This is a genomic window from Pseudomonas sp. B21-031, assembly GCF_024748985.1.
Taxonomy (GTDB): Bacteria; Pseudomonadota; Gammaproteobacteria; order Pseudomonadales; family Pseudomonadaceae; genus Aquipseudomonas; species Aquipseudomonas kermanshahensis.
On sequence record NZ_CP087181.1, the window covers coordinates 1074819 to 1088371 of the forward strand.

General features: G+C 62.2%; 13 protein-coding genes. 4 read left to right on the top strand and 9 right to left on the bottom strand.

All coding sequences use genetic code 11. The features are described 5' to 3' along the window. Positions 1-15 precede the first annotated feature (15 nt). Positions 16-318, top strand: coding sequence for a GIY-YIG nuclease family protein (locus LOY53_RS04875; RefSeq protein WP_252827383.1), 303 nt, complete (start codon positions 16-18; stop codon positions 316-318). A gap of 15 nt (positions 319-333) precedes the next feature. Here LOY53_RS04875 and yejK read toward each other — a convergent pair whose 3' ends face one another. Beyond that, the gene (gene yejK, locus LOY53_RS04880; protein ID WP_027595625.1) at positions 334-1341 is read right to left on the bottom strand and encodes a nucleoid-associated protein YejK; all 1008 of its coding nucleotides are present in this window, start codon (positions 1339-1341) and stop codon (positions 334-336) included. 394 nt (positions 1342-1735) lie between these two features. Between yejK and LOY53_RS04885 the strand changes: the two genes are divergently transcribed. Continuing rightward, positions 1736-2017: an HU family DNA-binding protein gene (locus tag LOY53_RS04885; RefSeq protein WP_003255106.1), complete on the top strand. Its 282-nt coding sequence runs from the start codon at positions 1736-1738 to the stop codon at positions 2015-2017. A 51-nt stretch (positions 2018-2068) separates the two neighbouring features. Here LOY53_RS04885 and rlmF read toward each other — a convergent pair whose 3' ends face one another. The 5 genes from rlmF to LOY53_RS04910 all read right to left on the bottom strand — a co-directional run bounded on the left by rlmF (position 2069) and on the right by LOY53_RS04910 (position 8569). Then, positions 2069-3019 carry a 23S rRNA (adenine(1618)-N(6))-methyltransferase RlmF gene (rlmF, locus tag LOY53_RS04890; protein WP_252826794.1) on the bottom strand — a complete coding sequence of 317 codons (951 nt, stop codon included), beginning with the start codon at positions 3017-3019 and terminating at the stop codon, positions 2069-2071. 174 nt (positions 3020-3193) lie between these two features. Then, positions 3194-6040, bottom strand: coding sequence for a valine--tRNA ligase (locus LOY53_RS04895; protein ID WP_252826796.1), 2847 nt, complete (start codon positions 6038-6040; stop codon positions 3194-3196). Positions 6041-6225: 185 nt separating this feature from the next. Continuing rightward, on the bottom strand, positions 6226-6591 hold the full coding sequence (locus LOY53_RS04900) for a DNA polymerase III subunit chi (RefSeq protein WP_252826798.1): 366 nt from the start codon (positions 6589-6591) through the stop codon (positions 6226-6228). 5 nt (positions 6592-6596) lie between these two features. Further along, complete coding sequence (locus LOY53_RS04905; RefSeq protein WP_099428403.1) at positions 6597-7025, bottom strand: DNA polymerase III subunit chi; 429 nt, start codon at positions 7023-7025, stop codon at positions 6597-6599. A 50-nt stretch (positions 7026-7075) separates the two neighbouring features. Further along, positions 7076-8569, bottom strand: coding sequence for a leucyl aminopeptidase (locus tag LOY53_RS04910; protein ID WP_186675666.1), 1494 nt, complete (start codon positions 8567-8569; stop codon positions 7076-7078). 301 nt (positions 8570-8870) lie between these two features. Between LOY53_RS04910 and lptF the strand changes: the two genes are divergently transcribed. Next, a complete protein-coding gene (gene lptF / locus LOY53_RS04915) occupies positions 8871-9986 on the top strand; it encodes an LPS export ABC transporter permease LptF (protein WP_258703664.1) in 1116 nt (371 codons plus the stop codon). Further along, positions 9979-11040, top strand: coding sequence for an LPS export ABC transporter permease LptG (gene lptG, locus LOY53_RS04920; RefSeq protein ID WP_027595633.1), 1062 nt, complete (start codon positions 9979-9981; stop codon positions 11038-11040). The genes lptF and lptG overlap by 8 nt, the downstream gene beginning before the upstream one ends. A 222-nt stretch (positions 11041-11262) precedes the next feature. Here lptG and LOY53_RS04925 read toward each other — a convergent pair whose 3' ends face one another. The 3 genes from LOY53_RS04925 to gcvT all read right to left on the bottom strand — a co-directional run bounded on the left by LOY53_RS04925 (position 11263) and on the right by gcvT (position 13542). Beyond that, complete coding sequence (locus tag LOY53_RS04925) at positions 11263-11751, bottom strand: RDD family protein (RefSeq protein ID WP_027595634.1); 489 nt, start codon at positions 11749-11751, stop codon at positions 11263-11265. Between the two features lie 96 nt (positions 11752-11847). Next, positions 11848-12060 carry a cold-shock protein gene (locus tag LOY53_RS04930; protein ID WP_033701061.1) on the bottom strand — a complete coding sequence of 71 codons (213 nt, stop codon included), beginning with the start codon at positions 12058-12060 and terminating at the stop codon, positions 11848-11850. Between the two features lie 357 nt (positions 12061-12417). Beyond that, on the bottom strand, positions 12418-13542 hold the full coding sequence (gcvT, locus tag LOY53_RS04935; RefSeq protein ID WP_252827384.1) for a glycine cleavage system aminomethyltransferase GcvT: 1125 nt from the start codon (positions 13540-13542) through the stop codon (positions 12418-12420). Positions 13543-13553 lie beyond the last annotated feature (11 nt).

A 13553-nucleotide genomic window follows, 5' to 3' on the forward strand; every position in this document is an offset into this window, starting at 1 on the left:
CTCACCAACTTAATGATGGAAAGAGCAGGCGTCGTGAGTGAAGCAGTGCCGGATCAGGCAGTGAAACCCTGGTATGTCTACCTGGTACGGGCGGCCAACGGGTCGCTCTACTGCGGGATCAGTGATGACCCGCAGCGGCGTTTTCTGGTGCATCAGAAGGGGCAGGGCGCGCGCTATTTCAAGACTAGTCCGGCGCAGGCGCTGGTGTATGTCGAGCAATGGCCCGACAAAGGCGAAGCGCTGCGCCAGGAGCGGCTGGTAAAGCGGCTGCGGAAATCGGCCAAGGAGGCGCTGGTGGCCTCGTTCAGCAACCCCTAGGGCGCACTGGCGGTATCAGTCCTTGCGCCGCTTCAGCTGATCGATCAATTGCGTCGGCAGCCCTTTGATGATCAAGGTGCCCGCCACCTCGTCATACTCCACCTTGTCGCCCAGCAGGTGCGCCTCGAAGCTGATCGACAGCCCCTCGGCACGGCCAGTGAAGCGGCGGAACTGGTTGAGGGTGCGTTTGTCTGCAGGGATCTCCGGCGACAGGCCGTAGTCTTTGTTGCGGATGTGGTCGTAGAACGCCTTCGGGCGGTCTTCATCGATCAGGCTGGACAGTTCTTCAAGGGTCACCGGCTCGCCCAGCTTGGTTTGGGTGGTGGCGTAGTCGACCAGGGTCTGGGTCTTCTCGCGGGCCGACGCCTCGGGCAAGTCTTCGCTCTCGACGAAGTCGCTGAAGGCCTTGAGCAGGGTACGGGTTTCACCGGGGCCGTCGACGCCTTCCTGGCAGCCGATGAAATCACGGAAGTAGTCGGAGACCTTCTTGCCGTTCTTGCCCTTGATGAACGAGATGTACTGCTTGGAATTCTGGTTGTTTTTCCACTCGGACAGGTTGATGCGCGCCGCCAGGTGCAGTTGGCCGAGGTCCAGGTGGCGCGATGGCGTCACGTCGAGGTCCGCGTTCACGGCCACGCCTTCGCTGTGGTGCAGCAGGGCGATCGCCAGGTAATCGGTCATGCCTTGCTGGTAGTGGGCGAACAGGATGTGCCCGCCGGTGGACAGGTTGGACTCTTCCATCAGCTTTTGCAGGTGTTCGACGGCGATGCGGCTGAACGCCGCGAAGTCCTTTTCTGCTTCCAGGTACTGCTTCAACCAGCCACTGAGCGGGTAGGCACCCGATTCGCCGTGGAAGAAGCCCCACGCCTTGCCTTGCTTGGCGTTGTAGCTGTCGTTGAGGTCGGCCAGCAGGTTTTCGATGGCATCGGAGGCGCCCAGTTCGGTATCGCGTGCGTGCAGCACGGCGGGGCTGCCATCGGGCTTCTTGTCGATCAGGTGAACGATACAATGACGGATTGGCATGAAGTCCTCGGCGAGTCTGGGGGCGGTGCACGGCCGCGCTGCAAAAGTCGTCCAGTTTACCCCAGAGACAAGGTGATGCAGTGGCCGGATGTTGGCAGAAATGCCGGTTGTTCGTTTTTTGTTCAGTTTTGTGCGTTTTAAGCTAAAACCCCCGAAAAACCTGCATTAAATCGAAGTGCGCAGCGGATATTTATCCATTCCTGTGGTAGCTTTGCGCGGTCTTGCGCCCCTCGCGTGGCGCATTGCTGGCAGCACGCTAGCGTCGTGTCGAACCAAACGCCGATTTACGTATCTACATACGCGATTGGCGCGGCCCTCCAGAATTCAGGGGCTGGCCCGATAACGTCGTAGCTCGCTGCTTAACTACTGAATTTGATAGGGAAGGAACATCACCATGGCATTGACCAAAGACCAACTGATTGCCGACATCGCCGAATCGATCGCCGCGCCAAAAGCCACCGCCAAAAACGCACTGGAGCAACTGGGCCAGATCGTTGCTGACCAACTGGAAAACGGCGCTGAAATCACCCTGCCAGGCATCGGCAAGCTGAAAGTCTCCGAGCGTCCTGCCCGTACCGGCCGCAACCCTTCGACTGGCGCTGCCATCGAAATCGCTGCCAAGAAAGTCGTCAAGTTCGTGCCAGCCAAAGTGCTGACCGACGCCATCAACAAGTAATTGTTGACGCTGTGACGAAACCGCGCCCGGCTTGCCCGGGCGCGGTTTTTTTCAGCCTTGTGTTTTACGCCGTGCGTGCCAGGCCTGGCGCGCGTTGTCGTCCTGGAAGCTCCAGGCGACCATGCGGCTCTGCTTCTGCCCTTGGCCCATCTCGATGATGCGCACGGCCTTGGCGCCCGCTTTTTTCAGCGCAGCCTCAATGCCTGGCAGGTTGCTGGCCTTGGACACCAGGCTGGTGAACCACAGCACGCTTTCGGCGTACTGCGCGCTTTCCCCGACCAGTTGCGTCACGAAGCGGATCTCGCCGCCCTCACACCACAGTTCGTTGTTCTGGCCGCCGAAATTGAGCACGGGCAGTTTGCGCTTGGGGTCCTGCTTGCCCAGGTTTTTCCACTTGCGCTGGCTGCCGCGGGTGGCTTCCTCGCGTGAGGCATGGAAGGGCGGGTTGCACAGCGTCAGGTCGAAGCGCTCATCGGCCTGCAGCAGGCCGCTGAGAATGTGCGTGCGGTCGGCCTGCTGGCGCAGAGTGATGGCCTTGCTCAGGCCATTGGCCTGGACGATGGCCTTGGCCGAAGCCAGTGCCACAGGGTCGATATCCGAGCCCAGGAAGCGCCAGCGGTAGTCGCTGTGGCCGATCAGCGGGTAGATGCAGTTGGCACCCACGCCGATGTCCAGCGCGCGCACCTGGGCGCCCTTGGGGATCTCGCCGGCATTGTCTTCGCCCAGCAGATCGGCGAGCACATGGATGTAGTCGGCGCGACCGGGGATGGGCGGGCACAGGTAGTCGGCGGGGATGTCCCAGTGCTGGATGCCGTATTGGGCCTTGAGCAAGGCGCGGTTGAACACCCGAACCGCCTCGGGGTTGGCGAAGTCGATGCTGGGTTTGCCGTGCGGGTTGGTGATGGTGAAGCGGGCCAGGTCAGGGTGGGCCTTGATCAGGCTGGGGAAGTCGTAGCGACCCTGATGGCGGTTGCGCGGGTGCAGGGTGGGTTTCTGGGTCATGGTCAGGTCCGGTGCTGCAGGTGCTGGCCAGGGGGCCGCTGTGCGGCCCCTTCGCGGCACAAGGCCGCTCCCACGGGATAGTGGGGCTCCTTGAAGGCAGCGCAATTCCTGTGGGAGCGGCCTTGTGCCGCGAACGAGGGCGAAGCCCTCGCTGGTCAGGTCAGCATTGTCAGGTTACAGCGCTGCAATCCGCGCATGCTGCTCGGTGAAGTTGGCCAGGGCCTGTTCGGACTCGGCCAGCTTGGCGCGTTCCTTCTCGATCACCGCAGGCGGTGCCTTGTCGACGAAGGCAGCGTTGGACAGCTTGCCGCCCACGCGCTGGACTTCACCCTGCAGACGCTGGATCTCCTTGTTCAGGCGAGCCAGTTCGGCGTCCTTGTCGATCAGGCCGGCCATCGGCACCAGCACCTGCAGATCGCCCACCAGTGCGGTGGCCGACAGTGGCGCTTCGTCGGCGTCGCCGAGCACGGTGAACGACTCGACCTTGGCCAGTTTCTTCAGCAGGGCTTCGTTTTCCTGCAGGCGGCGTTGGTCGTCGGCATTGGCGTTTTTCAGGAACAGTGGCAGCGGCTTGCCCGGGCCGATGTTCATTTCGGCGCGGATGTTGCGCAGGCCGACCATCAGCTCCTTGAGCCACTCGATGTCACCTTCGGCAGCGGCATCGATGCGGCTTTCATTGGCCACCGGCCACGGCTGCAGCATGATGGTCTTGCCCTGAATGCCAGCCAGCGGCGCGATGCGCTGCCAGATTTCTTCAGTGATGAACGGCATGAACGGATGCGCCAGGCGCAGGGCCACTTCCAGCACGCGTACCAGGGTGCGACGGGTGCCACGGGCGCGCTCGACCGGGGCGTTCTCGTCCCACAGCACAGGCTTGGAGAGTTCCAGGTACCAGTCGCAATACTGGTTCCAGATGAACTCGTACAGGGCCTGGCTGGCCAGGTCGAAGCGGAACTGTTCCAGCTGGCGGGTCACTTCGGCTTCGGTACGCTGCAGCTGCGAGATGATCCAACGGTCGGCCAGCGACAGCTCGTAGGCTTCGCCGTTCTGGCCGCAGTCCTCGCCCTTGTCCAGCACGTAGCGGGCGGCGTTCCAGATCTTGTTGCAGAAGTTGCGGTAGCCTTCGACGCGGCCCATGTCGAACTTGATGTCGCGGCCGGTCGAGGCCAGCGAACAGAACGTGAAGCGCAGGGCGTCAGTGCCGTAGCTGGCGATGCCGTCCGGGAACTCGGCCTTGGTCTGCTTGGCGATCTTCTCGGCAAGCTTGGGCTGCATCATGCCGCTGGTGCGTTTTTCCAGCAGGGCGTCTAGGGTGATGCCGTCGACGATGTCCAGCGGGTCCAGGACGTTGCCCTTGGACTTGGACATCTTCTGGCCCTGGCCATCGCGCACCAGGCCGTGCACGTACACGGTCTTGAACGGAACCTGCGGGGTACCGTCCTCGTTCTTGATCAGGTGCATGGTCAGCATGATCATGCGCGCAACCCAGAAGAAGATGATGTCGAAGCCGGTGACCAGCACATCGGTGGAGTGGAACTTCTTGAGGAACTCGGTCTGTTCTGGCCAGCCCAGCGTCGAGAAGGTCCACAGGCCCGAGCTGAACCAGGTGTCGAGTACGTCGTCGTCCTGGCGCAGGGCAACATCGGCGCCCAGGTTGTGCTTGGCGCGGACTTCAGCCTCGTCACGGCCGACATAGACCTGGCCGGCCTCGTCGTACCATGCCGGGATGCGGTGGCCCCACCACAGCTGGCGGCTGATGCACCAGTCCTGGATGTCGCGCATCCAGGAGAAATACATGTTCTCGTACTGCTTGGGCACGAACTGGATGCGGCCATCTTCCACGGCGGCGATGGCAGGCTCTGCCAGCGGCTTGGTGGAGACGTACCACTGGTCGGTCAGCCAGGGTTCGATGACGGTGCCCGAACGGTCGCCTTTCGGCACTTTCAAGGCGTGGTCGTCGATGCTGACCAGAAGGCCCTGGGCGTCCAGGTCGGCGACGATCTGCTTACGCGCGACAAAGCGGTCGAGGGTGGCGTACTGGGCGGGCAGGGTGGTGTCGATCTGCTCGTTGACGCTGCCGTCGAGGTTGAAGGCCTGGGCATTGGCCAGGACCATCGCGTTCTTGTCGAAGATGTTCAACAGCGGCAGGTTGTGGCGCTTGCCAACTTCGTAGTCGTTGAAGTCGTGTGCCGGGGTGATCTTCACGCAGCCTGTGCCGAATTCCGGGTCGCAGTAGTCGTCGGCGATGATCGGGATGCGGCGCCCGACCAGTGGCAGCTCGACGAACTTGCCGATCAGGGCCTGGTAGCGCTCGTCGTTCGGGTTGACCGCGACGGCAGCGTCACCCAGCAGGGTTTCCGGACGCGTGGTGGCAACCACCAGGTAGTCCTTGCCTTCGGCGGTCTTGGCGCCGTCGGCCAGCGGGTAGCGCAGGTTCCACAGGTGGCCCTTCTCGTCGTGGTTTTCCACTTCGAGGTCGGAGATGGCCGTGTGCAGCTTGGTGTCCCAGTTGACCAGGCGCTTGCCGCGGTAGATCAGGCCGTCTTCGTGCAGGCGCACGAAGGCTTCTTTGACGGCTTCAGACAGGCCGTCGTCCATGGTGAAGCGCTCACGGCTCCAGTCGACCGACGAGCCCAGGCGGCGGATCTGACGGCTGATGTTGCCGCCGGACTGGTCCTTCCACTCCCAGACTTTTTCCAGGAACTGTTCGCGACCCAGGTCATGACGGTTCTGGCCTTTGGCCTCGAGCTGGCGCTCGACCAGCATCTGCGTGGCGATACCGGCGTGGTCGGTGCCCGGCTGCCACAGGGTGTCGCGACCCTGCATGCGGCGGAAACGGATCAGGGCGTCCATGATCGCGTTGTTGAACCCATGGCCCATGTGCAGGCTGCCGGTGACGTTCGGCGGCGGGATCATGATGGTGTAGGACTCACCTGCACCTTGTGGAGCGAAATAGTTCTCGGACTCCCAGGTGTTGTACCAGGAAGTTTCGATGGCGTGCGGCTGGTAGGTCTTATCCATGCGCGGCGGGACCCTGTGCATTTATTCGGGAAAGCCGGGAAGTATAACCAAGGTGGGGTGCTGAGGCGACAGCCGCTGGGGCTGCTTTGCAGCCCATTCGCGGCACAAGGCCGCTCCTACAGGCACCGCGATCCCTGTAGGAGCGGCCTTGTGCCGCGAATGGGCCGCAAAGCGGCCCCGGAATATCACTCAGAACGCTTGATCAAGCGCTCAATACGCGCATCCAGCCGGCGCTTGATTTCGTTCTCGATATGCGGGGTAAAGTCATTGATCACGTCTTGCATGATCGCCTGCGCCGCGGCGCGCAGCTCGCTTTCCAGGTGCAGCAAGGTGTCCTGGCGGCGGGTTTGCGGGTCTTCATCGGGGGTAGCGGCGATCGGCTCGACGGCCGGCACGGCGTTGCCGCCGGGCTCGTCCAGCAACAGAGGAATCTGCTCCACCGTCTCGGTCAGCAGCGGGGGTTGCAGGTCGGCGTCGCCAAGCAACTGGCGGATCGACTCGAGGTCATCGAGCAGATGGGCGGAGTCGGGCAAAGGGGAGGGCTTGTCCATCGTCGTCAAAGTCGCTGTAAGCGGTGGTCTTGCAGAGCATAGCCCTGTTCGCGGTAGAAACGGAACCGCTCACGGGCCGATTGGCGGATGCCGGGCTCCTCGACGACGATCTCGGCCACCCGTTCGAACTGGCCGACGAACGCAGGCACGCCAGCGCCCAGGTTGATCAGCAGGTCGCTGTGTTGCCCGGCATCCTCAGCAATCCCTAAGGCCACCGTGGCATCCGCGTGCAATTCCGCGAGGTCGTGGGGCACGAAGGCTTCGCCCTTGAAGTGCCAGAGGCGTTGGTCCAGTTCGCTGCGCTGTTCGGCATCCTGACAATGCAGGTAGACCCGGTGGCCGAGGCGCCAGGCTTTTTCGCACAGCTTGCAGGCGAAATCGAGCCGCGCCGACAAGGCGTCGGTGGGCAGGATGTAGAAATCGACTTTGCTCATGGTGGTCTCTGCCGGCCGGTGGCGCGCAAGGCGCCACCGGCCTCACGGCATCAGGCGCCAGCGCGGTCCAGCAGGTACTGGGTCAGCAGCGGGACCGGGCGGCCAGTGGCGCCCTTGTCCTTGCCACCGCTGACCCAGGCCGTGCCAGCGATGTCCATGTGCGCCCAGTTGTAGGCCTTGGCGAAGCGCGACAGGAAGCAGCCTGCGGTGATGGTGCCGGCCTTTGGCCCACCGATGTTGCCCATGTCGGCGAACGGGCTGTCCAGTTGTTCCTGGTACTCGTCGAACAGCGGCAGCTGCCAGGCACGGTCGTCGGCGCGCTTGCCGGCGTCCAGCAGTTGGCCGACCAGGTCGTCGTTGTTGCCCATCAGGCCCGAGGTGTGGCTACCCAGGGCAACGATGCAGGCGCCGGTCAGGGTGGCGATGTCGATCACCGCCTGAGGCTTGAAGCGTTCGGCGTAGGTCAGGGCATCGCACAGCACCAGGCGGCCTTCAGCGTCGGTGTTGAGGATTTCGACGGTCTGGCCGCTCATGGTGGTGACGATGTCGCCCGGGCGGGTAGCGCCGCCGCTCGGCATGTTTTCAGCGCAGGCCAGCAGGCACACCAGGTTGATCGGCAGCTGCAGTTCGAGCACCGCACGCAGGGTGCCGAACACGCTGGCGGCGCCACACATGTCGTATTTCATCTCGTCCATGCCGGCGCCTGGCTTGAGGCTGATGCCACCGGTGTCGAAGGTGATGCCCTTGCCCACCAGCACAAACGGCTTGTCTGCTTTCTTGCCGCCCTGGTAATTGAGGACGATCAGGCGTGGCGGCTGGTCGCTGCCCTGGCCCACGGCGTAGAACGCGCCCATGCCCAGGTCCTTGATCTTCTTCTCGTCGAGCACTTCGACCTTGAGCCCTTTGTGCGCTTTACCCAGCTCCTTGGCCTGTTCGGCGAGGAAGCTTGGGTGGCACAGGTTGGGCGGCAGGTTGCCCAGGTCGCGGGTGAAGGCCATGCCGGTGGCAATCGCCGTGGCGTGCTTGACGGCACGCTCGACCTCGGCCAGGCCGGCCTTGTCGGCCAGCAGGGTGACCTTTTTCAGGGCGCGCGGCTCGGCTTTCTGGCTTTTGAAACGGTCGAACACGTATTCGCCGTCTTGCAGGGTCTCGGCCAGTAGGCGGTACTTGCCGTAGTGGGCGTCGCGGTTGCTGACGGCGATATCGTCCAGGGCGAGCACGGCGTCGCCACCGTTAAGGCCTTTCAGAACGCCGGCGACGCTGGCCACCAGTTTGCGCCAGGCGCGGTCGCCCAGGGCTTCGTCCTTGCCGCTGCCAACCAGCAGCACGCGTTCGGCCTTCAGGCCTGGCAGGCTGTGCAGCAGCAGGGTCTGCCCCGGTTTACCGGCCAGGTCGCCACGTTTGAGCACGGCGCTGATGGCACCTTCGCAGGCTTGGTCGACGGCCTTGGCAACAGCGCCGAGCTTGCGGCCTTCACCTACCGGTACAACCAGCGTGGCGGTTTTTACGGATGCAGCAGCTACGCTTTTTACAACCAGTTCCATGTCAGGGTCCCCGAATGATCGATACAGTTGGCGCTTTGCATGCAAGCGCTCTGGGCGGGCCAGGCCGCGTGGTCGCGTACCCGTCGAAAAGCTGCCAGTTTGAGCCTGGGGCCAGCGTGCTGACAACCCTGTTTTGCGGCTTCATGCGCGGCCAAGTGACAGGGGCGGTCAATCACAGGATAATGCGCGCACTTTACATGGAGGTTCGCCTGTGGCGAACCGACATTGGTCTTGGCTGTACTAAGTCATTGTTTGGCGCCAATGTTTGGCAGTCCGCCCTGACAACCCAGGAGTGTCTGGTTTGATCGTCTTTCGTTATCTGTCCCGCGAGGTCCTGGTGACCTTGAGCGCCGTCAGCGCCGTGCTGCTGGTGATCATCATGAGTGGGCGTTTCATCAAGTACCTGGCCCAGGCGGCGCAGGGCGTGCTCGACCCGAGCGTGCTGTTCCTGATCATGGGCTTCCGTCTGCCGGGTTTCTTGCAACTGATCCTGCCTTTGGGGCTGTTCCTCGGCATTTTGCTGGCCTACGGCCGTTTGTACCTGGAAAGCGAGATGACCGTGCTGTCGGCCACGGGCATGAGCCAGCAGCGTCTGTTGGCCCTGACCATGGCGCCCGCCGCCCTGGTGGCCTTGCTGGTGGCCTGGCTGAGCCTGAGCTTGGCCCCCCTGGGCGTGGCCCAGGTGCAGCAGATCATCAGCCAGCAGGATGCCCTGACCGAGTTCGACACCCTGGTGCCTGGGCGTTTCCAGACCCTGCGTGATGGTTCGCGGGTGACCTACACCGAGCAGCTCTCGGACGACCGCATCAACCTCGGTGGCGTCTTCATCTCCGAAAAACGCTTCAACCAGGACAAGACCAAAGACCGCGCCCCGTCGGTACTGGTCGCCGAAAAAGGCCACCAGGAAGTGCAGGCCGATGGTAACCGCTACCTGGTGCTGGAAAACGGCTATCGCTACGACGGCAACCCTGGCCAGGCCGATTACCGTGCCATCAAGTACGACACCTATGGCGTACTGCTGCCCAAGCCTGAAGTCAGCGAGGAAGTGACCGAGCGCGAAGCTATTCCGACTTCGCAATTGTTCGGCCAGGAGGGCTTGCGCGAACGCGCCGAGCTGCAATGGCGGTTGTCGTTGCCAATCCTGGTCTTCGTCGTGACCCTGTTGGCAGTGCCGCTGTCGCGGGTCAACCCACGCCAGGGGCGCTTCCTCAAGTTGCTGCCAGCGATTCTTCTGTACATGGCGTACCTGACAATGCTGATTTCCGTACGCGGCGCCCTCGAGAAGGGCAAATTGCCCATCGCCCTGGGCATGTGGTGGGTGCACGGCCTGTTCCTGCTGATCGGCCTTGGGCTGATGTACTGGGAACCGCTGAGTCTCAAACGCGCTGCCCGTCGTGCGGAGGTGGCCCGTGGTTAAACTCGATCGCTACATCGGCATGAGCGTGCTCATGGCCATTCTGGCCGTGCTGGGGATCATCCTCGGCCTGGCCTCGCTGTTCGCCTTCATCGATGAGATGAGCGACCTGAGCGACACCTACACGGTGATGGATGCTGGCTGGTTCACGCTGCTGACCGCGCCGCGCCGTTTGTATGACATGTTGCCGATGGCGGCATTGATTGGCTGCCTGATCGGCCTGGGCAGCCTGGCCAGCAGCAGCGAACTGACCATCATGCGCGCTGCCGGTGTTTCCATCGGCCGCATCGTCTGGGCGGTCATGAAGCCGATGCTGGTGCTGATGCTGGTGGGCGTGCTGATTGGCGAGTACGTGGCGCCGGTCACCGAAAACAAGGCCCAGGCCGACCGTTCCCTGGCCCAGGGTGGCGGTGAGGCGCAGAGCTCCAAGCGGGGTATGTGGCACCGTCAGGGCGAAGAGTTCGTGCACATCAACGCCGTGCAGCCCAATGGTTTGCTGCTGGGCGTGACCCGCTACCGTTTCGACAGTGAGCGCAAGATCGTCACCTCCAGCTTCGCCCGCCGGGCGCAGTACAACGACGACCACTGGCAGCTCAGCGATGTCAGCACCACGTATTTCCGTGGTGACCACACCGAAGTGGTGAAGACGCCGGAAGAGCGCTGGGACGTTTCGGTCACGCCGCAACTGCTCAATACCGTGATCCTGGCGCCGGAATCGCTGTCCATCACAGGCTTGTGGGATTACATCCACTACCTGTCCGACCAAGGCTTGAACAATGCCCGCTACTGGCTGGCGTTCTGGACCAAGGTGTTGCAGCCGGCCGTGACCGCGGCACTGGTGCTGATGGCGATTTCCTTCATCTTCGGCCCCCTGCGCTCGGTGACCCTCGGCCAGCGGGTATTCACCGGTGTGCTGGTGGGCTTCGTGTTCCGCATCGCCCAGGACCTGCTAGGCCCTTCGAGCCAGGTGTTCGGCTTCCCGCCGTTGCTGGCGGTCGTGATACCGGCCGGGATCTGCGCGCTGGCAGGGTTGTGGTTACTCCGTCGAGCGGGTTGAGGGTTCGATCGATGTACAAAAGCCGACCCTAGGGTCGGCTTTTTTGAGGGTTCAATTCTGGCTTTAGGCGTGTGCTTGACCTTGGCCTGTAGGAGCAGCCTTGTGCTGCGAAGAGGCCGGTGACAGCACAATCAAGCTTGGCTGCTGTCACGGGCCTCTTCGCAGCACAAGGCTGCTCCTACAGGTACGGTGGCCGCATTGAAGATTGTGCGTAATTGAGCGTCATTTTTTCTGCTTCGGCACCCGCACCAGCTGTGTCTCCGAATAGATGTCATGCCACCCCCGTTTGCGCTTGTCGATCAACGCCCAGAAAAACCCCAGCCCCAGGCACAGCCACGACGCGATCGAGACCACGAAGCGCAACAGCGCCTGCCACAGGCTGATGGCACTGCCATCGGCATTCTGCACCCGCACCCCCCACACCTGCATGCCCAGGGTCTGCCCGCCGTGGGTCCAGAACTTGGCAAAGAAACCAAACAGCGCGAACACCAGGATCGTCGACAACAACGGGTCGCCATCCAGCGCCCCGGCATCGGTCAGCTCACGCATGCGGGCCTCGCCGATGATTGCCATCTGGATCATCTTGTAAGCGCCCGCCGTCACGATCAGCAGGGCAGTGCACAGCAAAAAGTCATAGAACATCGCCGCCAGCCGGCGGCCTAGCCCAGCGGGCGGGAAGTCACCCTGAGGCAAGAGGGGAGGCTTGGACATTACGCTGCAGCTCCAGATGGCAAAGGCCCATTTTAGGGAACTGCGGGCAAAAAAAAGCCCCTGCGCGTCAACGCAGGGGCTCTTTTTTATGGATTATCAGGCTTCTGGCTGGACTTCGTCAGCCTGCATGCCTTTTTGGCCTTGAACGGCTACGAAGGTAACCTTCTGGCCTTCTTTCAGGCTTTTGAAGCCGTTGCCTTGAATGGCACGGAAGTGTACGAACAGATCCGGACCGCTCTCTGGAGTGATGAAACCGTAACCTTTCTCGTCATTGAACCACTTGACGGTACCGTTCTGACGCTGTGCCATTTTCTTATTTCCTATGAATCTATTAATTTGATAACAGTTACTTTCACATCGTTATTGAATGAAAGCTTACTGGGCTGGGTTGCTGGAAAGTAAGAGACGTCGAACGGGTTGTAGCAGATTGCGGCTACTGGCCCAGGTCACGAACTGTTGCGACCCATGCAAACACAGTGCAGTGACTCTACGCCAACTCCTGCGCGAAAAACAAGCCCTTGCTCGTCAGGAAAACAGGGCTTTTGCCGATAGCCGAACAATTTGTTGCAAACGGCATGGCGCCTGGGCTGGCGCCATGTTCATTCGTTATTGAACAGGTTCGAAATCGAATAGGAAGAACCTGTTCACCTACCTCATGTTCTGCATTCAGCCACGGTAGTAACGTTGCGGCACGAAAGGCATTTTGCTGACTTTCAAGGCAACCTTCTTGCCCCGTACCAATGCAAACAGTGATGTGTCTAGCGCGCCATGTTCAATATCGACATAACCCATTGCAACCGGTGCGCCACGTGTTGGGCCAAAGCCACCACTGCAGACTTTGCCCACTGGGTTATCGGATGCATCGACAATCTCTGCGCCTTCTCGTACCGGTGTACGTTCTTGCGGCAGCAAGCCGACACGCTTTTGTTTTACACCGTGCTGCTGCTGGCCAAAGATGATGTCAGCACCGGGGAAGCCGCCAGCGCGTTCACCGTCGGCGCGGCGCACTTTCGAGATGGCCCACAGCAGGCTGGCCTGAATCGGCGTGGTCTCGGTGTTCATGTCGTGGCCATACAGGCACAGGCCGGCTTCCAGGCGCAGCGAGTCGCGCGCACCCAGGCCGATTGGTTGCACTTCGGGCTCGGCCAGCAGGCGGCGGGCCAGGGCGTCGGCGGCGTTGGCCGGCACCGAAATTTCGTAACCGTCTTCACCGGTGTAGCCCGAGCGGCTGACGTAGCAGTCTTCGCCGAGCAGGGTGACCGGGCGGAACTGCATGAAGGTCATGCCAGCCACTTCCGGGGCCAGGCGATCCAGCACCTTGACCGCCGCCGGGCCTTGCAGGGCCAGCAGCGCGCGGGCCTCGAACAGCGGCTGAATCTCGCAGCGGCTGCCGATGTGTTTTTGCAGGTGGGCCAGGTCCTGGTCCTTGCAGGCGGCGTTCACCACCAGGAACAGCACGTCATCGCCCAGGTTGGCGACCATCAGGTCGTCGAGGATGCCGCCTTGTTCGTTGGTGAACATGGCATAGCGTTGCATGCCCACTGGCAGGTCGATGATGTCCACGGGCACCAGGCTTTCCAGCGCCTTGGCAGCGTCGCTGCCGCGCAGGATGATCTGGCCCATGTGCGAGACGTCGAACAGGCCTGCCTGCTCGCGGGTGTGCAGGTGCTCCTTGAGCACGCCCAGCGGGTACTGCACCGGCATGTCATAGCCGGCAAACGGCACCATGCGCGCGCCCAGTTCGAGGTGCAGGGCGTGCAGCGGGGTCTTGAGCAGTGTTTCGGACATCAGTGACTCCTTGG